We start from the raw sequence: 25,817 nt of genomic DNA on the forward strand, positions 1-25,817 counted from the left end.
CCGACGCCGGCTAGGCTGCTCGCACCCCCACCCCGGAGCCGCCGATGCCCCGCAGTCGCACAGTGCTGATCGCCTTCCTCATCGTGACGGCCGCGAACCTGCTGGCCAACGCCACCGGCAACGGCCTGGCGTTCCTGCTCACCAAACCGCTGCTGATGCCGCTGCTGGCCGCGTACCTCTGGCGGGTCAGCGCCGAACGCGCGGCCCGACCAGACCGGTTGATGCTCGCCGCGCTGGCCTTCGCCACCGGCGGCGACATCGCCTTGATGATCGATAGCATCTACTGGTTCATCGCGGGCATGGCCTGCTTCCTCGGCACACACCTCTGCTACGTCGCGGCCTTCACCCGACACGGCGCCGCTGCCGCGTTGCGTCGCCCGCCGCTGGTCGCCGTTCCCCTGGGGTACGCGCTGCTGACCGTCGCCGCGCTGGCCTGGATGTGGGCGGGGCTCACCGACGTCGGGTTGGCCGTACCGGTGGCCGGCTACGCGATCGCGCTGGCCACCATGGCCAGCACCGCCACCACCCAGGGCTGGCGGGTCGGTCTCGGCGCCGCGCTGTTTCTCGGCTCCGACCTGCTGATCGCCGCCGGGGTGGCCGAGGTGGCCCAGCCGACCGGAGCGCCGGTACTGGTCATGGCGACCTACGCCGCCGGTCAGGCACTGATCGTCACCGGTTGGGTCGCCCGCGCCGGCACCCCGCCCGCCGCACCCGTCACTCCAGCAGTTGCGCCCGCAGCGCCCTGACATCGGCGTCGGTGAGCCCCAACCCGTCACGCAGGTACGCGTCGAACGAGCCGTGCACCCGACGCACCTCGGCGTAACCGGCGTCGAGGTACTCGGCGCGGACCTCCAGCACGGGCAGCACCGCGTCGACGTCCAGCTCGGGACTCCGCCGTCGCATCGCCTCGACGATCACCGCCCGCAGACTCTCGGTCAGCTCGTTGTTGCGCAGGTAGTCGGCGCGGATCGCCGCCTCGTCCACCCCGAGCGCCGTCAACAGGATGACGGTCAGCCAACCGGTGCGGTCCTTGCCGGCCGAGCAGTGGTAGACGAGCGGGAGGTTCTCCGGCTGGGCCGCCAGCCGCACCGCCTCGGCGAAACCCGCCCGCGCCGACCCACCCGTGACGAACCAGCGGTAGATCGCCGCCATCGCTCCCGCTGTGCCCTGCCGGGCCAGCTCCGCGTACGCGTCCAGGTCGTGGCCGAGCAGCACCGCCGAGACGTACGTGAAGACCGGGTGCTCCGGGTCGTGCACCGGCAGTCGCACCACCCGTGGCTGACCGGCGAAGCGGTCCTCCGGGGCGACAGCGATCTCCGCCGGGGCGCGCAGATCGACCACGCACGCCGGGCCGAGCTTCGCCAGCACCGGTAGGTCCTCGTCGGTCAGCCGACCCAGCGCCGGAGTACGGATCAACTGGCCGACGCGGACCCGCCGCCCGCCCGCGCCGACGAGCCCACCCAGGTCGCGCGCGTTCGGTGCACCCACCAGATCCCAGTCCTGCCCGCTCATTCGGTCTCCCCTCACGCGGTGAACCTCCGTATAGGGTGCCCTACATGACGATCTCGGCGGTACGCACCCACCGGGTTTCCGCCCCCTTACACACCCCGTTCGTCACCGCGCTCCGCCGTACCACCACTGTGGACACCCTGGTCGTCGAACTCGTCGACGGCGACGGCCGGTCCGGCTTCGGCGAGGCGCCCCAGGTCTGGCAGGTCACCGGCGCGTCGGCCGCCGGCGCGCACGCGTGCGTCCACGAGGTGCTCGGCCCGCAACTGATCGGCCGTGACCCGGACGACCTGGTGACCCGGTGCACCGAGGTGCAGCGGGCGGTGGTCGGCAACGAGGCGGCGAAGGCGGCGGTGGACGTCGCCCTGCACGACCTCGCCGCGCGGCGGCTGGGCGTACCACTGGTGCGGTTGCTCGGGGGAACCACGCTGCGGGTCCCGACGGACGTGACGCTGGCGGCGGGCGATGCGGTGGACCTGGCGACCGCGGCGCGGCAGCGGCAGGCCGACGGCTTCGGCGTGCTCAAGTTGAAGGTCGGCACCGACGCGGCAGGTGACCTGGACCGGGTGCGGGCGGTGCGGTCGGCGGTCGGTCCGGGCACCCGGATCCGGTTGGACGCCAACCAGGGCTGGACGCCCCGGGAGGCGGTCCGGGTGATTCGCGGCATCGAGGACGCCGGGCTCGACGTGGAACTCGTCGAGCAGCCGGTGTCCCGCTGGGACCTGGACGGGCTGGCCTGGGTGAGCGACCGGGTGTCAGTGCCGATCCTGGCCGACGAGTCGGTCTTCGGGGTCCGTGACCTGGTGGAGGTGATTCGCCGCCGGGCGGCCGATCTGGTGAACGTCAAGCTGGCCAAGTGCGGCGGACTGCATCCGGCCCGCACTCTGCTCGACCTGGCCACCGCCCACGGGCTGGGCACTGTGGTCGGCTCGATGATGGAGAGCCAGGTCGGCATCGGGGCGGCGGCGAGCCTGGTCGCCGCGTACGGCACGACAGCTGTCGCCGACCTGGACGCCGCCTGGTGGCTGGCCTGGTCACCGGTGCAGGGCGGCATCCGCTACGACGGGGCGAGCGTGGTGTTGCCGGACGCCCCTGGCCTGGGAATCTCCGGAATCACTGAAGCAAAAGTGCAGACTCGTGGTTGATGAGTGTCGGTTTCTTTCATAAGGTCTGCCTGGACAGCCGACACGATCTGGGGGTTGACGTGGAGCTGCAACCGGGCCGTGAGGCCGTCGTCCGGGTAGCCGTGGCGACGCTGTGGGCCGCCCCCGAAGCGGTCCGTCCGGTCGACTGCCCAGCACTGACCACCGGTGTCGACATCCCGACCTGGATCTCCGGACTGGACACCGACCAGCAGGTCGGCGACTGCGTGCTGAGTCAACTTCTGCTCGGCGAACGGGTCCTCGTCAGCGAACTCCGCCCGGACGGCTGGGCCCGGGTGGTCGCCGTCGAACAACCAGCCGCCAAGCTGGACCCGCGCGGCTATCCCGGCTGGTTGCCCGCCGAGCAGCTGACCGCCGCCGACCCGACCCACCCCGGCACCGAACGTCCGCTGGTGGTGGACGCCACAGTCACCGGGCTGCACGCCGCGCCGAACGGGCCGGTGGAGTTGCCAGGCGTCGTCGTCGGCACCCGCCTCGTCCCGACCGGCCCCGCAAAGGACGGGTGGCGGCCGGTGCACGTCCCCGGTCGCACGACGCCGCTCTGGCTCCCCGACGGGCACCTGGTCCCGGCGTCGGCCGCCTCGCCGACGCCGGAGGAGGCGCTCGCTGTCGCCCAGCGACTGCTTGACGTGGTCTACATCTGGGGCGGCCTCTCCGCGCACGGCATCGACTGCTCCGGGCTGGTGCACCTGGCCTGGCGGCGCTTCGGGGTGCTGCTGCCCCGCGACGCCGACGACCAGGCAGTGGCCACCACCCCGCTGCCGTTGGGCGAGGAACGCCCGGGCGACCTGTACTTCTTCGCCCGACCCGGCCGCAAGATCCACCACATCGGCATCGTCACCGCCACGCCCGGCGACGGCGGCCAGCGCCGGATGCTGCACGCCTGCTACCGGCGGCGGCGGGTCATCGAGGAGCCGCTACCGGCCGACCGCACCGCCACGCTCGTGGGCGCCCACCGGGTCGCACCGGCCGGAAGCGTGTCCGCTCCCGGCCGGTGACCCGTCAGCCTCGGGCGTCGGTCAACTCGCGACGCCGGTCCCGGGAGGACTTGATCAGGCTGGCGGCGGTGGCGACGCCCAGGGTGCCGATGATGACGAGCAGCGACAACCAGATCGGAATGTGCGGCGCCCAACCGACGTGCTCGCCACCGTTGATGAACGGCAGGTTGTTGTCGGCAAGCGCCTCCAGCACCAGCTTGACCCCGATGAAGCCGAGCACGACGGCCAGGCCGTAGCTCAGGTAGATCAGCCGGTCGAGCAGGCCACCGAGCAGGAAGTAGAGCTGCCGGAGGCCCATCAACGCGAAGACGTTCGCGGTGAAGACCAGGTACGGCTCCTGGGTGATGCCGAAGATCGCCGGGATCGAGTCCAGAGCGAAGATCAGGTCGGTGGTGCCGATCGCGATCATCACGATCAGCATCGGGGTGAACAACCGCCGCCCGGCCACCTGGGTGGTGAGCTTCGCGCCGTCGTACTCCTTCGAGATCGGCAGCGCCTTGCGGCTCCACCGGATCAGCACGTTCTCGGAGAACTCGTCCTCGTTCGGCTCGCCCTGCCGGGCCAGGTTCACCGCCGTGTAGATCAGGAACGCGCCGAAGATGTAGAAGACCCAGGAGAACTGCGTGATCAGCGCGGCGCCCGCGGCGATGAACCCGCCGCGCATCACCAGCGCCAGCACGATGCCGACGAGCAGCACCTTCTGCTGGTACTGCCGGGGCACCCCGAAGCGAGCCATGATGATCACGAAGACGAAGAGATTGTCCACCGAGAGGCTGTACTCGGTGAGCCAGCCGGTGTAGAACTGGCCGGCCGAACTGGCCCCGGAGGTCAACCAGACCCCCGCGCCGAAGAGCAGTGCGAGACCGACGTAGAAGGCGACCCAGAGGCTCGACTCCCGCACACTCGGCTCGTGCGGACGCCGACCGATGATCAACAGGTCGACCAGCAGGACCGCAGTCAGTGCGACAAGCGTCCCCGCCCACACCAATCCGGACACGTCCAACGTTCATTCCTCCGGCAGACACGCGGCGTCGGGCACACCGTACGCCCCTGCGGGAGCCGGCGTGCCGCTGTCGCTCACTCTGGTGACTGTCGGAGGTCTCTTCCGCCGTCACCCCCGAAGGGGCGGCGACCTACGGGGCCGGGTCGGGTCACCGTGGTTCCGGCTATCGACCGTGCTGACGACTCCGTTGCGGGGGAATACTCCCCTCCTCGGTGACCATTGTTGCCCACCACGCCCCGTGATCACACCTCGGGCACCCGGTGTCGCTCACCACCCGGTTTGCGTGGCACACACCGCCTAGAGCTTCCTAGGAGGCTAGTGTGAGTCGGGGGGCGGCGATCGGGTCGGTGAGCGACCAGCCGGCGGCGAGCAGGTCGTCGCAGGCCCGCACCGCCCGGGCCAACCGCTCGGTCGGCGAGCCGGTCAGCTCCACCACCGGCACCCCGGAGCCCGCCAACTCGGCCCGGAACCGCTCGGTCATCCAGGCCCGCAGGTGCTCACCGTCGCGCAACCCGTCATCGGTGAACGGCACCCCGCGGTGATCAGTCAGCAGATACAGCGCCGGCCTGCGGGCCGCCGCCCGCACCTCCGGCGATGCACCACCCAGGTAGCGCTCCTCCCACACCGCCGTCGCCCGTGCGTCGGTGTCGCAGACCAGCAGCGGCCCACTCGTCCGGGCCGCCGCGTCCTCGGCCGCCTGCTGCTCGCGGACCACCTCGCGGAAGTCGTCGGAGTCCCAGGTCACGTCGAAGACGGTCGCCTCCGGCCGGCGTTCCCGCAACCGGGTCAGCTTGCGAGCGGTCAACTCCCGGCCGTACTCCGGCACCCAGGACGTGCCATAGTGCCCGGCGAGCGCCGCCGCCATCGTCGTGGTCCCCGTCGACTCGGCCCCGACCACCACCACCCGCCGAACGAACCACGCCCGCACCGGTGGGCTCAGCCACCGCCAGTGACCCGCCGGGTCCGCGCGCACCGCCGTCCCGGACACCGGCACCGTCCGCCGATCCGGATCCACCGACACGGGTACGGCGTCGAAGCGCCGCGCCAACTCGGCCCCGTACGCCTCGGAGGAGAAGACCGCGTCCACCGACCTTGGGCCGACCGCGGCACGGAACACCGCGCAGTGCGCGTCCCAGACAGCCGGATCGGCGTAGTCCACCGGGAGGTCGTCGTACCGGCCGACGAAACGGACCCAGGGAGTGTCCACGTGCACCTCCCGCAACCAGTCGAGACGCAGCGGAAGCGCAATGGACTCCCGACGCGAGGGCGCCACGACGACAGTCACCTCCGCGCAACGGGCGGCGGCGGCAGCGATCAAGGCGTGGTGCCCGGCGTGCGGTGGGTAGAACTTCCCCACCACCATCCCGTGCCCGAACTCCGGAGAACGCCCCGGCCGGCGTGCGGTCGGCAGGTGCCCCGGCCGGTCGGCGCTCATGCACTGACCGGGGCCGGGCTGGGCGGGACCGGCGTCGGCCCGGCGGCCTGACGCAGGTCGGCCCGCCAGGCCCGCAACCCGAGCACGCACAGGGCGAGGAAGACCAGATACAGAACGGCCGTCAGGTGCAGTCCCTTGTACGCGTACAACGGAATGTAGATCAGGTCGGCGACGATCCAGAGCCACCAACTCTCCACCCGCTTGCGGGTCTGCCCGTACGTGGCCAGCAGCGACAGCGCGGTGGTCAACGCGTCCGGCAGCGGCACCGTCGAGTCGGTGGCCCGGTCCAGCAGCACCCAGAGCACGCCGGTGAGCAGCACCCCGGCGGCGGCCAGCGCCAGCCACTCCCGCCGCCCCGTCCGGCTCACCGTCAGCCGGCTGCGCTGCTCGCCACCGAACAGCCAGTGCCACCAGCCGTAGCAGCCGAGCGCCACGTAGACGACCTGAAGCCCCGCGTCGGCGTACAACCCGGCGGTCCAGAACAGCAGCATGAGCAGCAGCACGTTGGCGATGCCGATCGGCCAGTTGGCGATCTTCTGCCGGGCCACCAGCCACACGTTGAGCACGCCTGTCGCGAACCCCAGCAACTCTGCCCAGGTGGTGCCCGTACCCGCCACCCGGAACGCGGTGCCGGTGAGCCAGTCGATGATCACGAGGCCACCCTAGGTGCGGAGCCGGCACCGCGACAGACCCCGCGACACCTACCGTCGGCGGAGTCATGGGAGGCTGTCGACATGGTGCTTGAAGTCGCGCTCATCGACGTACTTCCCGGACACGAGGACGCGTTCGCCGAGGCGTACGCCGAGGGTCACCCGGTGCTCGCCGGGGCGACCGGCTGCCGGTCGGTGCGGATGACCCGAGGGATCGAGTCACCGACCCGGTTCGTGCTGCTCGTCGAATGGGACTCGGTCGAGGCGCACGAGGAGAACTTCCGGGCCACCGAGCGGTTCGAGCAGTGGCGGGCGCTGATCGGGCCGCACTTCGCGGGACCGCCGGTTGTCGAACACTTCCTCGACGTGCCGGCGTGATCCGAGCTGTCGTACCCCGCGGTTATCGTGCCGGGCGCACGCGCCGGCTGCCGGTCCCGACGGGCTCGGGGGCGCCGGGCCCGGTTGCCGCGCGGCGCCTCGAACGTCGGCGCCCGCTGCCGTTACTCGCCGACGCGGCGGGCCAGCACGGTGACCGTCTCCTCCGGTGACAACGCCGCGGCCAGCAGCGCCGCGGTCATCCGTTCGTAGCGGTCGACGTCGAGCACGGTGGCCAGTCGGACGTCCGTGGTCAACGCCTCGAGCATCACCGTGCGCGGGTCCGCCGGGTCGGGAAAGGCATAGCAGGAGTACGGCGTGAGCGGGTGCAGCCCGCCACCGGCCGCTCCACGGGGCAACAGCCGCACCGTGACGTGGGACAGCCCGGTCACGGCGACCAGATGACGCAACTGTTCACGCCAGACCTCCAGCGGCAGGTCACCCGCGTCGCAGACGGCCTCGGCGAGCACCGCCGTGTAGCGCGGCGGATAGGCCCGCCGCAGCACCTCCTGCCGCAGCGCCCGGGCCCGCACCTCGGCCTCCACATCGACCTCCGGCGTGAGCTGCGCGCCGGCCGCGACCAGCACCCGGGCGTACGCGGGCGTCTGCAGCAACCCCGGCACCACCGACGGCTGGTACTCCACGATGTCGGCGGCGCCCGCCTCCAACTCGGCGTAGGTGCGCTGCCGTTCGCTCATCTCGCCGAGCGTCTTCCACCAGCCCCGACTGGTCGCCGCGTCCCGGGCGATGACGATCAGCGCCTCGCGGGCGGGCGTGGGCACCTTGTAGACGTCCAGCAGATCGAGCACGTCGGCGAGGTCCGGGCGACTCTGGCCCAGCTCGATGCGGGACAGCTTCGACGTCGAGGCCCAGCCCAACCGGTCGCAGACCTGTTCCAGGGTCAGCGACTCGCGCCGACGGAGTTGGCGCAATTCTGCGCCGAGACGTGCACGTCGAATAACAGGACTTGTTGGCAGCGGCATCCCGGCCTCCCCACCGAGGGAGACTACGCAGGACGATCACCCAGTGCAATAGCGCGCTCGCACACCGCAATCAGGGCATTCGGCGCCGCCGACCGGTCGAGCCAACCCACACGTGCCGTTTCCGCAGGTCAGCTGTGGTTACGGCAGACGAAATCCGCCCCGGATGAGCCACCGCTTGCGGCCGGTCCGGTTCGGCTCACGGCCGGTAGGTACCGAAGGACCAGACGTTGCCGGCCAGATCGCGGGCCGCGTAGTCACGGGAGCCGTAGTCGGTGTCGAACGGCTCGCGGGTGATCTCGGCGCCCGCCGCGCGGGCCTGGGCGCAGTGCGCGTCGACGTCCGGTACGGCCACGTAGACCGACCAGTCGTCGTCGGCCGGCCGGGGCGGGGTGTCGGCCCGGCCACCCAGCATGATCATGCCGGTGTCGAGGGCCAGTTCGGCGTGCGCCACCGAGCCGTCCGGCGCCTCGTGCACGGCATGCACCTGGAAACCGAAGGCGGCGCCGAGCCAGTCGATCGCGGCGCGGGGATCGGGGTAACGGAAGATCGGATAGATGGTTCGCATGACCCGATTCTGCGGCCGGCGGCGCCGACCTGGATTGGACGAATGTGACCTCGGCCGCCCCGCACAGCCGAACACGACCACCGTCGCCGGCGCGACAGCGGTCAGCCGGCCCTCGTCACCGCGCGGCGAGCAGCGCGGCCGGCGTCGCACCCGCGAACTGGTGGAAGTCCCGGATCAGGTGAGACTGGTCGTAGTAGCCACAGCCCGCCGCCACAGCGGCCCAGTCGACGCCTCGCCCGGCCGCGCCGACCTGGGTCGACGCCGCGTGTGCCTGCTGGAAACGCAACAGCCGGGCGGCCATCTTGGGCGGCAGCCCGACGTCCTGCCGGAACCGGGACGCGAGGTGCCTCCGGCTCCAGCCCAACTCGTCGGCGAGCACACCGACGCTCCCCCGCCCAGCACTGGCGACGAGCCGCCGCCACGCCCAGTCGAGCCGTGGGTCCACCGGTGGGGACGCCGCCAGCCGGGCGGCGAGCACCCTGTCGAGCAGGGCGAACCGTGCCGGCCAGCCGGGGGCCTCGGCGAGCCGGCCGCGCAGCCGATCCAGCCACCGGCCCGGGAACTGCCCGACGTCGACGGCCCGGTTGGTCAACTCGCTCAACGGCAGGCCGAGGAGCCGACGGGCGGTCAGCGGGGCGAGCAGCAACTCGACGCCCTCCCCTACACCCACGGTCCGCGTGGTGCACCAACTGTCGAAGGTGCCGGCCACGAACGAGTCGACAGCGGTGATGCCGCGCTCCGCGCTGCGCGGGTCGGTCACGTCCAGTGGAGCGCCCCAACCCAGGATCAGCACCACGAAGACGCCCGCCGACTGCCGACGAACCAGTGGCACGGCCGCCCGTTCCCGGTAGCCCACGTACCTGTCGACGAACGGCAGCAGGCTGGCGTCGGGCAGCCCGAGGACCATCTCGCCGATCGGCGTCACCGTCGCCAACAGTCCCCGCCCTTCGCGTGCCCCGGTCGGCCCGGCCCGAGCGGGGCGCCGGGCCCGGCCGACCGTCTGGCCGTCACTTCACCCCGGCGGCGTCCATGCCGCGGAGCTCCTTCTTCAGGTCGGAGACCTCGTCGCGGATCCGGGCCGCCAACTCGAACTGAAGCTCGCGGGCGGCGGCCAACATCTGGTCGTTGAGTTCCTGGATGAGCTGGGCGAGGTCGGCGCGGGCCATCCCCTCCCGCGAGGTGGTGCCGGCGGCGACTCGGCTGCGGCTGCGGGTCTCCTTGACCGGCGCCTTGCCCCGGGACAGCTGACGCACCGCGCCCCCCACCCGGGAATTCTCGGTGTCCTCCGCCTCGCGGTAGATGTCGTCCAGGATGTCGTGGATCTTCTTGCGCAGCGGCTCCGGGCTGATGCCGTGCGCCTCGTTGTGCGCGATCTGCTTGGCCCGCCGCCGATCGGTCTCGTCGATCGCCGCCGCCATCGACGGAGTGATCTTGTCGGCGTACATGTGCACCTGACCGGAGACGTTACGGGCGGCCCGCCCGATGGTCTGGATCAACGACCGACCGCTGCGGAGGAAGCCCTCCTTGTCGGCGTCGAGAATCGCCACCAGCGACACCTCGGGCAGGTCCAGACCCTCGCGGAGCAGGTTGATGCCGACGAGCACGTCGTAGTCGCCCTTGCGCAGCTCACGCAGCAGCTCCACCCGGCGCAACGTGTCGACCTCCGAGTGCAGGTAGCGCACCCGGATGCCGTTCTCCAGGAGGTAGTCGGACAGGTCCTCGGCCATCTTCTTGGTCAACGTGGTGACCAGCACGCGCTCGTCCCGGTCGGTCCGCAACTTGATCTCGTGCATCAGGTCGTCGATCTGGCCCTTGGTCGGCTTGATCACGACCTGCGGGTCGACCAGACCGGTGGGTCGGATCACCTGCTCGACGAACTCACCCTGGGCCTGCTCCATCTCCCAGGTGCCGGGGGTCGCGGACAGGTAGACCATCTGGCCAACCCGCTCCAGGAACTCGTCGAAGCGCAACGGCCGGTTGTCGGCCGCGCTGGGCAGCCGGAAGCCGTGGTCGATGAGCATGCGCTTACGCGACGCGTCGCCCTCGTACATGCCGCCGATCTGCGGGATCGTCACGTGCGACTCGTCGACCACGGTGAGGAAGTCGTCGGGGAAGTAGTCGAGCAGAGCGTGCGGCGGACTGCCGGGCAGCCGCCCGTCCATGTGCATCGAGTAGTTCTCGATGCCGGAGCAGAAGCCCACCTGCCGCATCATCTCGATGTCGTAGGTGGTGCGCATCCGCAGCCGTTGCGCCTCCAACAGCTTGCCCTGCCGCTCCAGCTCGGCCAGCCGCTCGGCCAACTCGACCTCGATGTCGCGGATCGCCCGTTCCATCCGCTCCGGACCGGCCGCGTAGTGCGTCGCCGGGAAGATCACCAACTGGTCGACCTCACGGACCACGTCACCTGTCAACGGGTTGAGGTAGTAGAGCTTCTCCACCTCGTCACCGAACAGCTCGATGCGGATCGCCAGTTCCTCGTACGCCGGGATGATCTCCAGCGTGTCGCCGCGGACCCGGAAGGTGCCCCGCTGGAAGGCCATGTCGTTGCGGGTGTACTGGATGTCGACGAGCCGGCGCAGCAACTGGTCGCGGTCGAACTCCTGCCCGGTCTGCATGCGGACCGCCCGGTTGAGGTATTCCTCCGGGGTGCCCAGGCCGTAGATCGCCGAGACGGTCGCCACCACGATCACGTCGCGGCGGGTGAGCAGCGACATCGTCGCCGAGTGCCGCAGTCGCTCCACCTCCTCGTTGATCGAGGAGTCCTTCTCGATGTAGGTGTCGGTCTGCGGAATGTACGCCTCGGGCTGGTAGTAGTCGTAGTACGACACGAAGTATTCGACGGCGTTGTGCGGCAGCAGCTCACTGAACTCCTTGGCCAGCTGCGCGCAGAGCGTCTTGTTCGGGGCGAGCACCAGGGTGGGGCGTTGCAGCCGCTCGATCAGCCACGCCGTGGTGGCGCTCTTGCCGGTGCCGGTCGCGCCGAGCAGCACCGTGTTGCGGTCTCCGCGTCGAACCCGACGCTCAAGGTCGTCGATGGCCGCCGGTTGGTCGCCAGCCGGCTGAAACTCACTGACGACCTGGAAGCGGCTGTCCAGCCGGGGAATGTCGAGCGCCATGTCGTCAACGGTACGCCGGAGGTCCGACAGGAACGGCCGTCACGCCAGGTACGTGATCAGCTTCAATATTTCCATTGTGTGGCCCATGTCACCGGGACTACCCTCTTCATGTAGGCCGCTCGCGGCGGCCGACCGGGCCGGTGGCCAGGCCAACATCACGGCCGGTCACCCCCGGCACTGCGGTCGCTGCACCCGGCTCGTCCGGCGTGCGCACCCGTGTGGTCGCGCTCGAGGCGCAGACCGGCCGCCGCGAGCGCCCCTGCTCGTCACCCCGGTGCCTCCCCGCCCGTTTCACAGCCGTGGACACCTCTGCGACCCCGGCCCCCGACGCCGCCCGCACCGGCACGCCCCGGCCCAACGACCCGAGGACCGGCAACCCCGCCGGCCTCGGCGGCGGCCCGGCCAGCGGCAACGGCAGCGGGCGGCACCGCACCGGCTCGGCCGGCGACACCCCGGAGGCCCCCGACAGCACCGACACCCCCGGCCCGACCTCGGCCGGACATCGTCGGCGTACGGTGCTGCTCCTGCTCGGTCTGACGGCGGTGACGTCCGCGACGGCCCTGGTGCTCGGGCTGCTGAGCTGGGCGCCCGACCCACCCGAGCCGGCCCGGCCGGTGACGGTGGCGGAGGACGAGCGGCTGGCCGCCGTGCGGGTAACCAACCTGCGGGACCTGCGCGCCGGCGTACGCGTCACGGCCGGCACCGGCGCCACCCGCATCGAGCTGGCGGGCTGGGTGGACTGGTCGCGGTCGCTGCTCTACCTCGACGTGGGCGGGCCGGGCGCGGGCGCCGAGCGCGGGCTGTTGCAGAAGAGCGGCCCGGTGCTGGTGATCCGGCCCGATCCGGCGGCGGTGCCCACGCCCGCCGCGCCACCACTGGTGGCCCCGGAGGACCGGTGGCGGTTGCACCGACTGGTGCCCGGTGCGCAGCTGGCACCGGTGCTGGACCTGCTGCTCAACCTCGCCGCCGACCGCCCGGACGCCACGAGCCGGGCGGCGGCGTCACCCGCCGCGCGCTGGGTGGCCCGGGAGACAGTGCCAGCCGGCCCGGTGGACGTCATCCAGGCGTCACTGCCCAGTGGCACGCCGGCCGCCGGCACGGCCAGCCCCGCGATGCCCGGCACGGACGGACAGACCCGGTACTGGCTCGACCAGGACGCCCGGCTGCACAAACTGGTCACCCGGCTGCCCGGCGCCGGCCCGGTCACGATGATCTTCAACCGGGCGGACCGGCCGACACTGCGGCCGGTGGACGCACTCGGCGGCCGACCCGGTCTGCCCCGCACGCTCACCGACGCCGAGCAGCGTCGGCTCGACCGGCTGCCGGCTCGGCTCCGCGCCCAGGGTGGAGCCACTCTGACGCTCACCGCGCCGATGGGCATTGACACGAACCTGCGGGGCGCCGGCTGGTTGAGCTGGACCGCGCGTACCGCGTACCTCGCGGTGGCCGACCTGGGCGTGCCCGATCGCCGAACCCTGCTGCGACGCGACGCCGCAGGCCTGGCCCGGGTCGACCTGCCGACGGTCGAGGCCGGCGGCGGCACCGCGGAGGCGCCGGCCCGACCGCCGCTGCCGCCCCCCGCCGGGGCCTGGCGGGTCTCCCGGCCCGGCCGCGACGACCTGGCAGTCCTTGTCGACGCCGCGGTGACCGCCGGATCGGTCGGACACCGTGGCACGGCCGTTCGGGTACGCGAGGACGTCGCCGCCGGTCGGACCGTGGACGTCATCGAGTCGGGTCCGGCGGACGCGCGGCTGCGCTACTGGATCGACCGGGACGGGTCGCTCCGCCGGCTCGAGGTACGGACCGACGGCGGCGCCTGGGCCCACCTGGACCTCCACCCCGCCGTCGTACCCCGACTGGCCGCCAACCCTCGGCCGGCCACCCCTCGACGGTCAGCGCCGGCCCGTCGGCCCGGTGTCCGCTGACGTCAGGGGCGCCAGCCGGTCTGCGTGGCCCACTGCTCGGCCCGCAGGTACTCCTCGTCGAACCACGGGTTGCCGGCGGTGCCGGAATCGCCGAACTCCGGCGCCGCGTCAACCAGATCCCGCTTGAACATCAGGTACGCGGCCCGCTGATCCGGGTCGGCGCGCAGGTGGTCGCGCATCAACAGCGCGTACCGCCAGCCCGGCGAATCCACGAGCCGCACGTGCAGACGAACCGGGCGGGCCGGGTCGGCGCTGCCGTGCAGCCGCTTCTCCCACTGGCCCCGGCTGGCCGGGCGCGGGTCGTCCCACCACTGCCCCGGCACCCGTGGGAACCCGGCGGCGGCCAGCCGATCGGCCAACGGCCCGTCCGCGTCGGCGAGGCTGGCGACAGCCACCTGCACGTCGATGACGTCCTGGGCGGCCAGGCCGGGCACCGCCGTCGAACCGATGTGATCGACCCGGAGGGCGTCCGCACCGAGCGCGTGCCGGATCCGGGCGGCCAGCCGCGCGTACTGCTCCAGCCAGCTCGCGTCGGCCCCGGCCGACTCGGTGGGCGCCGGCGGCACCACCCTCCGCTGGCGCAGGTTGTCCTCGTACGGCACCAGCCGCTGCTGCCAGAGCAGGTCGACGGCGTCGTGCAGGGCCGCCAGACCTCCGTCGTTCGTCAGCACCACGTCCGCCGCCGCCCGGCGACGAGCGTCGTCGGCCTGGGCGGCCATCCTCCGCTCGGCCTCCGCGCGACCCATTCCCCGGTCGCGGGCCAGCCGCTCCAGTCGGGTCGCCACGGCCGTCTGCACCACGACCACCAGGTGGTACGTCGGCGCGAGCCCCACCTCGACCAGCAGCGGTACGTCGTTGACGACTATCGCGTCGGGTGCCGCCGCCGCGACCAGCTCCGCGGTACGGGCCCGGACCCGGGGGTGGGTGATCTCCTCCAGCCGACGCCGGGCGGTCTCGTCGGCGAAGACCACCGCCCCCAGTGCGGCACGGTCCAGCGCGCCCTCGGCGTCCACCACCGCGTCGGAGAACGCGGCCACGATCTCGGCCAGCCCGTCCGTACCCGGCGCCACCACCTCCCGGGCCACCCGGTCGGCGTCGACGAGCACCGCGCCCCGTTCGACGAGCCGCGCGGCCACCGCGCTCTTGCCCGACCCGATCCCGCCCGTCAACCCCACCTTCAGCACCCGACCAGTCAACCGGATCGAGGAGCCCGCCGCCAAACCCACCCACTGCCGGCGCACACCGCGCCGACTCGCCCCCGGGGCAGGCCAGGCGGCGGCCTTCGACGGGTACGGCGAAGGCCCCGCCCCCAGCGATCCGGAGATCGCGGGAACGGGGCCTGTCGTCGTTCAGCGGGTCACTTACCGCCGGCGAGCTTCTCCCGCAGTGCGGCGAGCGCCTCGTCGGTGGCCAGCGTGCCGGCCGGCTCCTCGGCCTGCCGGCTCGGGGCCGGGCTGGACGAAGAGGTGGTGCCACCGCCACCGCCGCCGCCAGCGGCCGGAACGGCCGGAGTCGGGTTGGCGGCAGCCTCGGCGTCGGCAGCCCGAGAGGTCTGCACCTGCTTGGTGTGGGCCTCCCAGCGCACACGAGCCTCGGCGTACTGGTTCTCCCAGGTCTCGCGCTGCTTGTCGTACCCCTCGAGCCACTCACCCGTCTCCGGGTCGAAGCCCTCGGGGTAGATGTAGTTGCCCTCGGTGTCGTACGTCGCGGCCATGCCGTAGAGGGTCGGGTCGAAGTGCTCCTCGCCCTCGACGAAGCCCTCGTTGGCCTGCTTGAGCGACAGCGAGATCCGGCGGCGCTCGAGGTCGATGTCGATGACCTTGACCATGACCTCGGAGCCGACCTGGACGACCTGCTCCGGGATCTCCACGTGGCGCTCGGCCAGCTCGGAGATGTGGACCAGGCCCTCGATGCCGTCGTCCACGCGGACGAACGCACCGAACGGCACCAGCTTGGTGACCTTACCCGGCACGATCTGCTGGATCGCGTGGGTGCGGGCGAACTGCCGCCACGGGTCTTCCTGGGTCGCCTTCAGCGACAGCGAGACCCGCTCGCGGTCCAGGTCGACGTCCAGGACCTCGACCTCGACCTCCTGGCCGACCTCGACGACCTCGGACGGGTGGTCGATGTGCTTCCAGGACAGCTCGGAGACGTGCACCAGACCGTCGACGCCGCCCAGGTCCACGAAGGCGCCGAAGTTGACGATCGAGGACACGACGCCCTTGCGGACCTGGCCCTTCTGCAGCTTGTTGAGGAACTCGGTGCGCACCTCGGACTGCGTCTGCTCCAGCCAGGCCCGGCGGGACAGGACCACGTTGTTGCGGTTCTTGTCCAGCTCGATGATCTTGGCCTCGAGCTCCCGCCCGACGTACGGCTGCAGGTCGCGCACACGACGCATCTCGACCAGGGACGCGGGCAGGAAGCCGCGCAGCCCGATGTCGAGGATGAGGCCGCCCTTGACCACCTCGATGACCGAACCGCGGACGACGCCGTCCTCGTCCTTGATCTTCTCGATCGTGCCCCAGGCCCGCTCGTACTGTGCCCGCTTCTTGGAGAGGATCAGACGACCCTCCTTGTCCTCCTTCTGGAGGACCAGGGCCTCGATGTGGTCGCCAACCGTCACAACCTCGGCGGGGTCCACGTCGTGCTTGATCGACAACTCACGAGAGGGGATGACACCCTCGGTCTTGTAGCCGATGTCGAGCAGGACCTCGTCCCGATCGACCTTGACGACGGTGCCTTCGACAATGTCGCCGTCGTTGAAGTACTTGATGGTCTCGTCGATCGCGGCGAGGAAAGCCTCCTCGGAACCGAGATCGTCGTGGGTGACCCGGGTGGCGCTCGAGGGGGCCTCGATGCTGCTCGTCATGTGGGCGGTTGCTCCGGTCGGTGGGTTGTCACAGCAGGCTGGTGTGTCGCAGTGACCTGTTCGCGCCAGCGGATCCGCCGCCGGGCACACCGAACGATCGCCTAGTGAGATCATGATGTGGCTCCGACGACCGCGTACCTGCTCCCTGCCGAGGCAACGCGATCCGCGAGCGCATCGTCTAGCCTACCGTGCGCATTACCACAGCGTGCAAGCCCTCCCGGGTTCTCTTCGTGCCATGAGCTGCGAAAGCCGAACAATCGCCCGGAAAAGTCCCCTGCTGTCTCCTGCGTCACAGCAGCCCCGCCGGCCCCGTCAGCAGCACACCCGCACGCCGCGCTCGATCCACCCGGCCTCCTGGGCATCGGCGTGTCCCGCCGATCCGGACACCACGTCGTGCACCCATAGCGAGTCAATCAAGGCCGCCCCGCGTGGGGTACCCCAGATCGTGGACGCGTCGCGGCACCCACCGGAGTGGCTGGGCCATAGCGTGGGCGCGTGGATGACGACAGCCGGGTTACCCGGCGCCGGGTGGGTGACGCCGAGGCCCGGCGCGCCAACCGTGGCTGGTGGGACACCGACGCCGACGACTACCAGGCCGAGCACGGCACGTTCCTCGGCGACGTGGACTTCGTGTGGTGCCCCGAGGGCCTCCGCGAGGCCGACGCCCGGCTGCTCGGCGACGTCTCGGGGCGACGGGTGCTCGAGGTGGGCGCCGGGGCCGCGGCCGCCGCCCGCTGGCTCGCCACCCAGGGCGCCCAGCCGGTCGCCTTCGACCTGTCCGCAGGCATGCTGCGGCACGCTGCCGAGGCCGCCGACCGCACCGGGGTACGCGTCCCGCTGGTGCAGGCCGACGCGCTCGCCCTGCCGTTCGCCGACCGCTCGTTCGACGTCGCCTGCACCGCGTTCGGCGCGATCCCGTTCGTGGACGACTCGGCGGCGCTGCTCGCCGAGGTGCACCGGGTACTGCGCCCGGGCGGCCGGTGGGTGTTCTCGGTGACCCACCCGATGCGGTGGATCTTCCTCGACGACCCCGGTGAGGGCGGCCTGACGGCGACGCACTCGTACTTCGACCGCTCCCCCTACGTGGAGCAGGACGACAGCGGTGTGGCCACCTACGTCGAGCAACACCGCACCCTCGGCGACCGGATCCGCGAACTGGTCGGCGCCGGGTTCCGGCTGCTGGACCTGGTGGAGCCGGAGTGGCCGGAGGGACACGAGGGGATCTGGGGGCAGTGGAGCCCGCTGCGCGGACGGCTCTTCCCCGGCACCGCCATCTTCGTCACCGAGAAACCCGCAGGGTGAGCGCATGTCGCCGGTCGCCGCGCTCACCCGGTAGCCGTTTCGCCCCGGCCTGGTCGGGTAGCCGAGGACCATGGCCGAACAGAGATTCCACCAGGGCGACCATGTCTCCTGGTCGGCCCACGGCAACCGCGCGTACGGCGTGGTGCAGGGCACGATCACCGAGCGGACGCGGATCCGCGGACGGGCTGTGAACGCGGCCCCCGACGACCCGCAGTACCGGGTCCGCAGTGACGGCACGGGCCGCGACGTGGCCCACCGCCCCGAGGCGCTGCGTCATGAGCAGAAGTGACGATGGCCGGGACACCTACCGGGAGTTCACCGAAGCGGTGAACATGAAGCCCGGTGAGCTGTCCACATGGCTGGAAACCGACGAGTCCAAGCAGGTCGGCTGGCACAAGGGCGGACACGCCGGTGGTGGCGAGTCGGTCGGGCACGAGTCCGGCCGGAAGATCATCAACCTGCTCCGTCGTAAACGCGGCGACCTGTCCGAGGGCGACTACAAGCACATGCGCAAGGTGGTCGGCTACGTACGCCGGCACATGGCGCAGCGCCCCTCCGGCAACGTCCGCGACACCAAGTGGCGCTGGTCCCTGATGAACTGGGGCCACGACCCGCTGAAGTAGGCGGACTGCTCCACAGGCTCACCACCACGATCACCGGAGGTGCCGTACTCGCCGTACGGGCACCGAGGCCCCCCAACCGCCCCGTCGACTGCCAAGATCGTGCTCGATCCATGATGGAGGGCCTCCCCGACACACGCACACCACTACATCCTGGTTCGAGCACGATGTTGGCAGTCGCAGGCGTCCGAACCCCTGCCCCGGCGTCTCACGGGCGGGGTACGTCGTCAAGATCCGCGCAACATCAGGGATGTTGCTGTCTCACGCGCGCCGGAGGCAGCAACATCAGGCAAGTTGCAGCGATCTTCGCGCAGGGCGCAGGGCGCGGGGCGCAGGGCGCGGGGCGCAGGGCGCGGGGCGCAGGGCGCGGGGCGCAGGGCGCGGGGCGCAGGGCGCGGGGCGCAGGGCGCAGGGCGCAGGGCCTGGTGAGCAACGCGGCGCGGGGCCGGGTGAATGCAGCGCGGCGCGCAGGACCGGGCGAACGCAACGCGGCACGCAGGACGAGTCAACGCGGCGCGGCGCGCAGGACCGGGCGAACGGAGCACGGCTCCCGGGCCGGGTGAACGCGGCGCGCAGGGCCGGGTGGATGCTCGGCTCGATCTTTCCCGCACCCGCTCAGGCCCAGGTCGCGACCAGGGCGACCAGGTCAGGGGTTCCGGGGCAGCCACCTACAACAACCAGCCAGACGATCAGTGATCTGCGCTGTTCCAGTCCCGGCCCAACCCCACGGACACCTCCAACGGCACCGACAGCGGGTGAGCCCCACCCATCTCCCGCCGGACCAGCGCCTCCAACGCCTCCCGCTCACCCGGAGCGACCTCGAAGACCAGCTCGTCGTGCACCTGCAGCAGCATCCGTGAACGCAGCCCGGCCTCGCCGAGCGCGGTGTCGACGTGCAGCATCGCGACCTTGATGATGTCGGCGGCGGAGCCCTGGATGGGGGCGTTGAGCGCCATCCGCTCGGCGATGTCGCGGCGTTGCCGGTTGTCGCTCACCAGGTCGGGCAGGTAGCGGCGTCGGCCGAGGATGGTGGAGGTGTAGCCGTCCTGGCGGGCCCGGGCGACGACATGCTGGAGGTAGTCGCGCACCCCGCCGAAACCGGCGAAGTAGTTCTCCATCAGCCCGCGCGCCTCTTCGGTGCTGATGCTGAGCTGTTGGGACAGACCGAAGGCGCTGAGCCCGTACGCCAGGCCGTAGTTCATGGCCTTGATCTTGCGGCGCTGGTCGGGGGTGACGTCGTCGAGTGCCACGCCGAAGACCGACGAGGCGGTCGCGGCGTGGAAGTCGGCGCCGGAGTTGAACGCGTCGATGAGCGCGTCGTCCGAGCTGAGGTGCGCCATGATGCGCATCTCGATCTGGCTGTAGTCGGCGGTGAGCAGGGACTCGTAGCCCTCCCCCACGACGAAGGCCCGCCGGATCCGACGGCCCTCCTCGGTGCGGATCGGGATGTTCTGCAGGTTGGGCTCGGTGGAGGAGAGCCGACCGGTGGCCGCCACCGTCTGGTTGAAGGTGGTGTGGATCCGGCCGTCGTCGGAGACCGACTTGAGCAGCCCGTCGACAGTCGACTTGAGTTTCGCCACGTCCCGGTGACGCAGCAGGTGGGCAAGCACCGGGTGCGGCTGCTGCGCGTAGAGCCACTGCAGGGCGTCGGCGTCGGTGGTGTAACCCGTCTTGATCTTCTTGGTCTTCGGCAGGCCCAGCTCGGTGAAGAGGATCTCCTGCAACTGCTTGGGCGAGCCGAGGTTGAACTCCCGGCCCACCGCCTCGTACGCGCCCTGCGCGGCGGCCTTCACCTCGGCGGCGAAGTGGGCCTCCAGCTCGGACAGATAGACGGTGTCGGCGGCGATGCCGGTGCTCTCCATGGTGGCCAGCACCCGCATCAACGGCAGTTCCACGCCGGCCATCAGCCGGGCGGACTGCTCGCCGTCGCGGGACAGCTCGGCGTCGATCGCGTCGGCCAGGTCGAGGGTGGCGCGGGCCTGGAGCATCAGGTTCTGCTCGACCACGCTTTCGTCGCCGAGGCCGTCGAGGGTGAGCTGGCCGGACTCCGGGACGTCCACCCGCAGCTCGCGGTGCAGGTAGCGCAGCGCCAGGTCGGTCAGGTCGTAGGACCGCTGGTCGGGGCGGGCCAGGTACGCGGCGATCTGGGTGTCGCGGACGATGCCGGCGAGCTGCCAGCCGTGTGCGGCGCACGCCAGCACGGCCGGCTTGCTGTCGTGCAGCACCTTGGGGCGCTGCGCATCGGCCAGCCAGGTGGCCACGGCGCCCTCGTCGGTCGGGTCGAGCTGCGCCGGGTCGACCCAGGCGGCCGCGCCGCCGGCGGTGGCCAGCGCGAGACCGGTGATCGAGGCGGTGTGCCGGCGGTTGACACCGGTGTCGAGTTTGACCGCCAACCCGACCGGGGTGCCGGTGGGGGCGTGCGTGGTCAGCCACCCGGCGAGCGCGCCGGGCTCGGTGAGCACCTCGCCGGTGAGGTCGAAGCCCGACTCGGCCTCCGGCTCGACCGCCTCCAGGTACTGGTAGAGACGGTCGCGCAGGATGCGGAACTCCAGGGTGTCGAAGACCTGGTGCACGGCCTCCCGGTCCCACCCCGTCCAGCGGGTGTCCTCCGGGCGCAGCGGCAGCTCCAGGTCGGAGACGAGGCAGTTGAGCTCGTAGTTGCGGATCACGTCGGCGAGCCGCTCCCGCAGGCTGTCGCCGGCCTTGCCCTTGATCTCGTCGGCCCGGGCGATCACGCCCTCCACGCCGCCGTACGTGATGATCCACTTGGCGGCGGTCTTGGGGCCGACGCCCGGGACGCCGGGCAGGTTGTCACTCGTCTCGCCGACGAGTGCGGCGAGGTCCCGGTACTGCTGGGGTGGAACGCCGTACTTCGCCTCGATCGCCGCCGGGTCCATCCGGGCGAGGTCGGAGACGCCCTTGCGCGGGTAGAGGACGGTGATCTGGTCGTCGACGAGTTGGAACGCGTCGCGGTCGCCGCTGCTGATCAGCACCGACATGCCCTGGTCGCGAGCCTGGCTGGCCAGCGTGGCGATGACGTCGTCGGCCTCGAAGCCCTCCTTCTCCACCACCGGGATCTGCAGCGCGGCCAGGACCTCCTTGACCAGGCTGACCTGGCCTTTGAAGTCGGTGGGGGTCTCGCTGCGGCCGGCCTTGTACTCCGCGTACCTGTCGGTGCGGAAGGACCGGCGGGAGACGTCGAAGGCGACCACGATGTGGGTGGGCTGCTCGTCGCGCAGCACGTTGATCAGCATCGAGGTGAAGCCGTACACCGCGTTTGTCGGCTGCCCCGTCGTGGTGGAGAAGTTTTCCACGGGCAGGGCGAAGAAGGCCCGGTATGCCATGGAATGTCCGTCGACGAGAAGCAGGCGTGGTGTCGTAGCTGTCACGGCAGCGACTCTAGTCCGTCGCACCGACATCCCTGGCCCGCGGCACGGGGGTGCCGCGACGCCCCCGCCGAACGGCGACGGCCGGCCACCCCCGGGAGGGGACGACCGGCCGCCAACTCGAAGTGGCTCAGGCCACGCCGAGGTACGCCTCCTTGACCGACGGATCGTGCAGAAGTTCCTGACCGGTCCCTTCCTTCACGATCCGACCGGTCTCCAGCACGTAGCCGCGGTGTGCCCGCGACAGCGCCTGCTGGGCGTTCTGCTCCACCAGCAGGATGGTGGTGCCCTGCTGGTTGATCTCGGTGATGATGTCGAAGATCTGCCGGATCACCAGCGGGGCCAGCCCCATCGACGGCTCGTCGAGCAGCAGCAGCTTCGGTCGGCTCATCAGCGCCCGACCGACAGCGAGCATCTGCTGCTCACCGCCGGAGAGCGTGCCACCGGCCTGCTTGCGCCGCTCGGCCAACCGCGGGAAGAGGGTGAGCACCCGTTCCAGGTCGGCGGCGATGCCGGCGGAGTCCCGCCGGGTGTACGCCCCCATGTCCAGGTTCTCCATGACCGTCATACCCGGGAAGATCTGCCGCCCCTCGGGCGACTGACACAGACCCCGGACCACCCGCAGGTCGGCACGGAGCTTGCTGATGTCCTCGCCGTTGAAGGTGATCCTGCCCTCGGCCAGCGACCGGGTTCCGGAGATGGCCCGCATCGTGGTGGTCTTGCCGGCGCCGTTCGCGCCGATCAGGGCCACCACCTCACCCTCGTTGACGTAGAGGCTGATCCCGTGCAACGCCTCGATCCGGCCGTACGCGACGGCGACGTTCTCCAGCTCAAGCAGCGTCATCGGCGGGCTCCCCCAGGTACGCGGCGATCACCTTCGGATCGCGGCTGACCTCCGCGGGCGCACCCTCGGCGATCTTGCGGCCGAACTCCAGCACCACGATCCGGTCGGTGACACCCATGACCAGGCGCATGTCGTGCTCGATGAGCAGCACGGTCAGGCCCATGGCACGGATGTTGCGAATCAGGGTGAGGAGCTCCTCCTTCTCCGCCGGGTTGAAGCCGGCGGCCGGCTCGTCCAGGCAGATCAGCTTCGGCTCGGTGGCCAACGCGCGGGCGATCTCCAACCGACGCTGGTAGCCGTACGGAAGGTTGCGCGCCTCGTCGTTGGCCCGGTCGGCGATCCCGACGAAGCGGAGCAGCTCGAGAGCCTTGTTCTCGGCCGCCCGCTCCTCCAGGATGTGCCGGGACAGGCCGAAGATCTTGGCAGCCGACAGGCGCACCTGCTGCCAGGTCCGGACGATCCCGGACGCGGCGGTGACCTGCGGCAGCTCCTCCGGCTTGGGCCGCACCCGGTAGAGCCGGAACAGCGCACCGGGGACGCTCGTCTTGTGCCGGGAGTCCGTCCCGACCATGACGTTCTCGAGCGCCGTCATCTCCGGGAAGAGCCGGATGTTCTGGAACGTCCGGGAGATGCCCAGTTGGCTGATCTGGTGCGGCTTGCGACCCGTGACCTTCTGACCCCGGAACCGGACCGCGCCGGAGGTCGGCTTGTAGACCCCCGTCATCACGTTGAAGCTGGTGGTCTTGCCGGCACCGTTCGGCCCGATGAGGCCGAGGATCTCGCCCTCGTAGATCTGAAAATTGATCTTGTCGAGGGCGACCACACCGCCGAAGCGGAGCGTGACGTCGTCGACTTCGAGCAGTACCGTCCGGGGCCCCGCCTGCGTCGGGATCTTCGGCGTGGTGGTGCTTGTGGACTGGTCAGACATGAGCGGGCGCCTCCTCTGCCTCTGCCGCGCGGTCCTTCAACTCGCGGGCACGCCGCCGGCTCGGGACCAGGCCCTGCGGACGCAGGATCATCACCAACACCATGGCCAGACCGAAGACCAACCACCGGTAGTCGGCGAAGTCGCGGAACCGCTCCGGCAGGTACGCCAGCAGCACCGCGCCGAGCGAAACGCCGATCATGTTGCCGGAACCACCGACCACCACCATCGCCACGAACAGGATGGACAGGTTCGCGTTGAACTGGGTCGGGTCGATGAACGCGTTCCGGCTGCCGAACAGGAAGCCGGACAGGCCACCGAGCGCCGCACCGATCGCGAACGCCCAGAGCTTGAACTTGAACGGGTACACGCCCATCACCGCGGCAGCGTCCTCGTCCTCCCGAACGGCCAACCACGCCCGGCCGACCCGGCTGTGCTCCAGCCGACGAACCAGGAACACCATGATCAGCACGAACGTGATCGCCAACCAGTACCAGGGCTTCGCGTCGATCAGACCGAAGACCTTGTTGTCCGGCGACGGCGCACCCTCCGGACCGGGGATGGCCGAGATACCGACCGGGCCGTTGGTCAGCCCGGTGGCGTTCCGGGCCACGATGCGGATGATCTCGCCGAAGCCCAGCGTCACGATGGCGAGGTAGTCACCGCGCAGCCGCAGCGTCGGCCAGCCCAGCAGCACCCCGGAGATCATCGTCAGCACGATCGCGATGAACAGGCAGATCGCCCAGGTCACCGCCCAGGTCGGCGGCAGGTTGAACTCCTGCTGGATCCACTTCACCACGGGCGAGTTCACCGAGCCGAACAGCGCAACGCTGTACGCCCCGATGGCGAAGAAGCCGATGTAGCCCAGGTCGAGCAGGCCGGCGAGACCGACCACCACGTTCAGGCCGATGGCGACCAGCACGTAGATGGCACAGACGAAGAGCACACCCGCCCAGTTGTTACCGCCCGCGATCGAGTCGGTACGCAGCCAGGTAAGGCCCGGAACACCGAGCAGTGGCAGGTAGTAGAGGATCGCCACGAAGGCGGCGAGGCCGAGGGCCTGCTGCCACTTCGTCAGCGCCCGCCAGCGGTCGCCGATGGCGGTCAGCATGCCGACCCGACGGCGGTCTGCGGTGCGAATCTTGTCGATCATGCGCGGGCCCTCCCGAGCGACTCACCCAACAGGCCGGTGGGCCGGAACATCAGCACCACGATCAGCACCACGAAGGCGATGACGTCCTCCCAGTTGGAGGCGAAGAGCGTGGCGCCGTAGACCTCGACGATGCCGAGGAAGAGGCCACCAAGCAGCGCGCCGCGAAGGTTGCCGATGCCGCCGAGCACCGCGGCGGTGAACGCCTTCAGGCCGAGCACGAAGCCGATGCTGTTCTGGGTGAAGCCGAACCGCATGCTCCACAACAGCGCCGCGGCGCCGGCCATGATGCCACCGAGCACGAAGATCAGCATGATCACGCGCTCCTGGTTGACGCCCATCAGCGCGGCGGTCTCCGGGTTCTGGGCCACCGCCCGCACGCCCCGGCCGTACCGGGTGCGGTTGATGAACCAGTCCAGCACCGCCATCATCGCCACGGCAGCCACGAAGACGATCAGTTGGATGTTCGTGATCGCGGTGTTGCCGATGGTGAACAGGGTCTCCTGCTGGATGATCGTCGGCATGCCGACGATCTGCCGGGGTCGGCCGAACACATCCGGCAGCACCCCGCCGAGCAGCTTGGGCAGCACCTGCCCGAACAGCTCCACGAAGACCAGCGACAGACCGATCGCGGTGATCAGGAAGATCAGCGGCGGCGCGTTCTTGCGCCGCAGCGGCCGGTACGCGATCCGCTCCAGCGCCAGCGCCGTACCGCCCGAGGCGGCTGCCGCGACGATGAGGCCCAGCACCAGCAACAGGATCGCCTGGCCGATGGGGGGGTTATTTTTCACCCCGAGCTGGTTCCAGAGGATCAGCACCGAGAAGGTGCCGACCATGAACACCTCGGAGTGCGCAAAGTTGATCAGGCGAAGGACGCCGTAGACGAGTGTGTAGCCAAGGGCGATCAGGGCGTAGATGGCGCCCTTGGAAAGGCCATCGACCGTGTGCTGGCCGAGATGACCGATCAGTTCATCGAAATGCACCGGGGGTCTCCTTGAA

23 protein-coding genes are annotated in these 25,817 nt (G+C 70.8%); 8 read left to right on the forward strand and 15 right to left on the reverse strand.

Annotated elements, in window-relative coordinates:
- Nucleotides 1–44 precede the first annotated feature (44 nt).
- Nucleotides 45–746 carry a lysoplasmalogenase gene (locus ABZ406_RS29255; RefSeq protein WP_357768495.1) on the forward strand — a complete coding sequence of 234 codons (702 nt, stop codon included), beginning with the start codon at nt 45–47 and terminating at the stop codon, nt 744–746.
- Here the strand turns inward: ABZ406_RS29255 and ABZ406_RS29260 are convergent.
- Nucleotides 715–1,512, reverse strand: a complete 798-nt coding sequence (locus tag ABZ406_RS29260; protein ID WP_357768497.1) for a tyrosine-protein phosphatase — start codon at nt 1,510–1,512, stop codon at nt 715–717. The two genes, ABZ406_RS29255 and ABZ406_RS29260, sit on opposite strands and share 32 nt — an antisense overlap.
- A gap of 44 nt (nt 1,513–1,556) precedes the next feature.
- On the opposite strand from ABZ406_RS29260, the gene ABZ406_RS29265 reads away from it, so the two are divergent.
- Both ABZ406_RS29265 and ABZ406_RS29270 read left to right on the forward strand, forming a co-directional pair.
- Nucleotides 1,557–2,654, forward strand: a complete 1,098-nt coding sequence (locus ABZ406_RS29265; protein WP_357768499.1) for a dipeptide epimerase — start codon at nt 1,557–1,559, stop codon at nt 2,652–2,654.
- A complete protein-coding gene (locus tag ABZ406_RS29270; RefSeq protein ID WP_357768501.1) occupies nt 2,654–3,670 on the forward strand; it encodes an NlpC/P60 family protein in 1,017 nt (338 codons plus the stop codon). The genes ABZ406_RS29265 and ABZ406_RS29270 overlap by 1 nt, the downstream gene beginning before the upstream one ends.
- Before the next feature lie 4 nt (nt 3,671–3,674).
- Here ABZ406_RS29270 and ABZ406_RS29275 read toward each other — a convergent pair whose 3' ends face one another.
- The 3 genes from ABZ406_RS29275 to pnuC all read right to left on the reverse strand — a co-directional run bounded on the left by ABZ406_RS29275 (nt 3,675) and on the right by pnuC (nt 6,761).
- The gene (locus tag ABZ406_RS29275) at nt 3,675–4,673 is read right to left on the reverse strand and encodes a TerC family protein (protein ID WP_357768503.1); all 999 of its coding nucleotides are present in this window, start codon (nt 4,671–4,673) and stop codon (nt 3,675–3,677) included.
- Nucleotides 4,674–4,980: 307 nt separating this feature from the next.
- Nucleotides 4,981–6,108 (reverse strand): AAA family ATPase, encoded by a 1,128-nt coding sequence (locus ABZ406_RS29280; protein ID WP_357768505.1) that lies wholly within the window; start codon nt 6,106–6,108, stop codon nt 4,981–4,983.
- Nucleotides 6,105–6,761, reverse strand: coding sequence for a nicotinamide riboside transporter PnuC (pnuC, locus tag ABZ406_RS29285; protein WP_357768507.1), 657 nt, complete (start codon nt 6,759–6,761; stop codon nt 6,105–6,107). Before pnuC ends, ABZ406_RS29280 begins: the two co-directional genes overlap by 4 nt.
- An 81-nt stretch (nt 6,762–6,842) precedes the next feature.
- On the opposite strand from pnuC, the gene ABZ406_RS29290 reads away from it, so the two are divergent.
- A complete protein-coding gene (locus tag ABZ406_RS29290; RefSeq protein WP_357768509.1) occupies nt 6,843–7,136 on the forward strand; it encodes an antibiotic biosynthesis monooxygenase family protein in 294 nt (97 codons plus the stop codon).
- Nucleotides 7,137–7,258: 122 nt separating this feature from the next.
- On the opposite strand, the gene ABZ406_RS29295 is transcribed toward ABZ406_RS29290, so the two are convergent.
- From ABZ406_RS29295 to uvrB, 4 genes are all read right to left on the reverse strand, one after another.
- Nucleotides 7,259–8,116: a helix-turn-helix transcriptional regulator gene (locus ABZ406_RS29295; protein WP_357768511.1), complete on the reverse strand. Its 858-nt coding sequence runs from the start codon at nt 8,114–8,116 to the stop codon at nt 7,259–7,261.
- A gap of 196 nt (nt 8,117–8,312) precedes the next feature.
- Nucleotides 8,313–8,681, reverse strand: a complete 369-nt coding sequence (locus ABZ406_RS29300) for a VOC family protein (RefSeq protein WP_357768513.1) — start codon at nt 8,679–8,681, stop codon at nt 8,313–8,315.
- Nucleotides 8,682–8,796: 115 nt separating this feature from the next.
- The gene (locus ABZ406_RS29305) at nt 8,797–9,606 is read right to left on the reverse strand and encodes an AraC family transcriptional regulator (protein WP_357768515.1); all 810 of its coding nucleotides are present in this window, start codon (nt 9,604–9,606) and stop codon (nt 8,797–8,799) included.
- Between the two features lie 82 nt (nt 9,607–9,688).
- Nucleotides 9,689–11,797: an excinuclease ABC subunit UvrB gene (gene uvrB / locus ABZ406_RS29310; RefSeq protein WP_357768518.1), complete on the reverse strand. Its 2,109-nt coding sequence runs from the start codon at nt 11,795–11,797 to the stop codon at nt 9,689–9,691.
- Between the two features lie 299 nt (nt 11,798–12,096).
- Here uvrB and ABZ406_RS29315 point away from each other — a divergent pair, with 299 nt between their 5' ends.
- Nucleotides 12,097–13,722, forward strand: a complete 1,626-nt coding sequence (locus ABZ406_RS29315; protein ID WP_357768520.1) for a hypothetical protein — start codon at nt 12,097–12,099, stop codon at nt 13,720–13,722.
- 2 nt (nt 13,723–13,724) lie between these two features.
- Here the strand turns inward: ABZ406_RS29315 and coaE are convergent, their stop codons facing one another.
- Both coaE and rpsA read right to left on the reverse strand, forming a co-directional pair.
- A complete protein-coding gene (gene coaE, locus ABZ406_RS29320; protein ID WP_357768522.1) occupies nt 13,725–14,906 on the reverse strand; it encodes a dephospho-CoA kinase in 1,182 nt (393 codons plus the stop codon).
- A gap of 173 nt (nt 14,907–15,079) precedes the next feature.
- A complete protein-coding gene (gene rpsA, locus ABZ406_RS29325; protein ID WP_357768524.1) occupies nt 15,080–16,591 on the reverse strand; it encodes a 30S ribosomal protein S1 in 1,512 nt (503 codons plus the stop codon).
- Between the two features lie 495 nt (nt 16,592–17,086).
- Between rpsA and ABZ406_RS29330 the strand changes: the two genes are divergently transcribed.
- The 3 genes from ABZ406_RS29330 to ABZ406_RS29340 all read left to right on the forward strand — a co-directional run bounded on the left by ABZ406_RS29330 (nt 17,087) and on the right by ABZ406_RS29340 (nt 18,516).
- Nucleotides 17,087–17,893 (forward strand): class I SAM-dependent methyltransferase, encoded by an 807-nt coding sequence (locus ABZ406_RS29330; protein ID WP_357768526.1) that lies wholly within the window; start codon nt 17,087–17,089, stop codon nt 17,891–17,893.
- 70 nt (nt 17,894–17,963) lie between these two features.
- On the forward strand, nt 17,964–18,182 hold the full coding sequence (locus ABZ406_RS29335; protein ID WP_357768528.1) for a DUF2945 domain-containing protein: 219 nt from the start codon (nt 17,964–17,966) through the stop codon (nt 18,180–18,182).
- Nucleotides 18,169–18,516 (forward strand): DUF3140 domain-containing protein, encoded by a 348-nt coding sequence (locus ABZ406_RS29340; RefSeq protein WP_357768530.1) that lies wholly within the window; start codon nt 18,169–18,171, stop codon nt 18,514–18,516. The genes ABZ406_RS29335 and ABZ406_RS29340 overlap by 14 nt, the downstream gene beginning before the upstream one ends.
- A 686-nt stretch (nt 18,517–19,202) precedes the next feature.
- On the opposite strand, the gene polA is transcribed toward ABZ406_RS29340, so the two are convergent.
- The 5 genes from polA to ABZ406_RS29365 all read right to left on the reverse strand — a co-directional run bounded on the left by polA (nt 19,203) and on the right by ABZ406_RS29365 (nt 25,801).
- A complete protein-coding gene (polA, locus tag ABZ406_RS29345) occupies nt 19,203–21,902 on the reverse strand; it encodes a DNA polymerase I (RefSeq protein ID WP_357768532.1) in 2,700 nt (899 codons plus the stop codon).
- Nucleotides 21,903–22,029: 127 nt separating this feature from the next.
- Nucleotides 22,030–22,743: an ABC transporter ATP-binding protein gene (locus ABZ406_RS29350; RefSeq protein WP_357768534.1), complete on the reverse strand. Its 714-nt coding sequence runs from the start codon at nt 22,741–22,743 to the stop codon at nt 22,030–22,032.
- Nucleotides 22,730–23,671: an ABC transporter ATP-binding protein gene (locus ABZ406_RS29355; RefSeq protein WP_357768536.1), complete on the reverse strand. Its 942-nt coding sequence runs from the start codon at nt 23,669–23,671 to the stop codon at nt 22,730–22,732. Before ABZ406_RS29355 ends, ABZ406_RS29350 begins: the two co-directional genes overlap by 14 nt.
- Entirely contained in the window at nt 23,664–24,821 is a 1,158-nt protein-coding gene (locus ABZ406_RS29360) for a branched-chain amino acid ABC transporter permease (protein ID WP_357768538.1), read from the reverse strand. The genes ABZ406_RS29355 and ABZ406_RS29360 overlap by 8 nt, the downstream gene beginning before the upstream one ends.
- Entirely contained in the window at nt 24,818–25,801 is a 984-nt protein-coding gene (locus ABZ406_RS29365; RefSeq protein WP_357768540.1) for a branched-chain amino acid ABC transporter permease, read from the reverse strand. The genes ABZ406_RS29360 and ABZ406_RS29365 overlap by 4 nt, the downstream gene beginning before the upstream one ends.
- Nucleotides 25,802–25,817 lie beyond the last annotated feature (16 nt).

It is taken from the genome of Micromonospora sp. NPDC005710 (genome assembly GCF_040630995.1).
Lineage (GTDB): Bacteria > Actinomycetota > Actinomycetes > Mycobacteriales > Micromonosporaceae > Micromonospora.

What these genes read in the sequence shown, in the direction of transcription:
- ABZ406_RS29255 (WP_357768495.1), top strand. Translation starts at nt 45, where the DNA reads ATGCCCCGCAGTCGCACAGTGCTGATCGCCTTCCTCATCGTGACGGCC.
- ABZ406_RS29260 (WP_357768497.1), bottom strand. Translation starts at nt 1,512, where the DNA reads ATGAGCGGGCAGGACTGGGATCTGGTGGGTGCACCGAACGCGCGCGAC.
- ABZ406_RS29265 (WP_357768499.1), top strand. Translation starts at nt 1,557, where the DNA reads ATGACGATCTCGGCGGTACGCACCCACCGGGTTTCCGCCCCCTTACAC.
- ABZ406_RS29270 (WP_357768501.1), top strand. Translation starts at nt 2,654, where the DNA reads ATGAGTGTCGGTTTCTTTCATAAGGTCTGCCTGGACAGCCGACACGAT.
- ABZ406_RS29280 (WP_357768505.1), bottom strand. Translation starts at nt 6,108, where the DNA reads ATGAGCGCCGACCGGCCGGGGCACCTGCCGACCGCACGCCGGCCGGGG.
- ABZ406_RS29290 (WP_357768509.1), top strand. Translation starts at nt 6,843, where the DNA reads ATGGTGCTTGAAGTCGCGCTCATCGACGTACTTCCCGGACACGAGGAC.
- ABZ406_RS29295 (WP_357768511.1), bottom strand. Translation starts at nt 8,116, where the DNA reads ATGCCGCTGCCAACAAGTCCTGTTATTCGACGTGCACGTCTCGGCGCA.
- ABZ406_RS29300 (WP_357768513.1), bottom strand. Translation starts at nt 8,681, where the DNA reads ATGCGAACCATCTATCCGATCTTCCGTTACCCCGATCCCCGCGCCGCG.
- uvrB (WP_357768518.1), bottom strand. Translation starts at nt 11,797, where the DNA reads ATGGCGCTCGACATTCCCCGGCTGGACAGCCGCTTCCAGGTCGTCAGT.
- rpsA (WP_357768524.1), bottom strand. Translation starts at nt 16,591, where the DNA reads ATGACGAGCAGCATCGAGGCCCCCTCGAGCGCCACCCGGGTCACCCAC.
- ABZ406_RS29335 (WP_357768528.1), top strand. Translation starts at nt 17,964, where the DNA reads ATGGCCGAACAGAGATTCCACCAGGGCGACCATGTCTCCTGGTCGGCC.
- ABZ406_RS29340 (WP_357768530.1), top strand. Translation starts at nt 18,169, where the DNA reads ATGAGCAGAAGTGACGATGGCCGGGACACCTACCGGGAGTTCACCGAA.
- ABZ406_RS29350 (WP_357768534.1), bottom strand. Translation starts at nt 22,743, where the DNA reads ATGACGCTGCTTGAGCTGGAGAACGTCGCCGTCGCGTACGGCCGGATC.
- ABZ406_RS29355 (WP_357768536.1), bottom strand. Translation starts at nt 23,671, where the DNA reads ATGTCTGACCAGTCCACAAGCACCACCACGCCGAAGATCCCGACGCAG.
- ABZ406_RS29360 (WP_357768538.1), bottom strand. Translation starts at nt 24,821, where the DNA reads ATGATCGACAAGATTCGCACCGCAGACCGCCGTCGGGTCGGCATGCTG.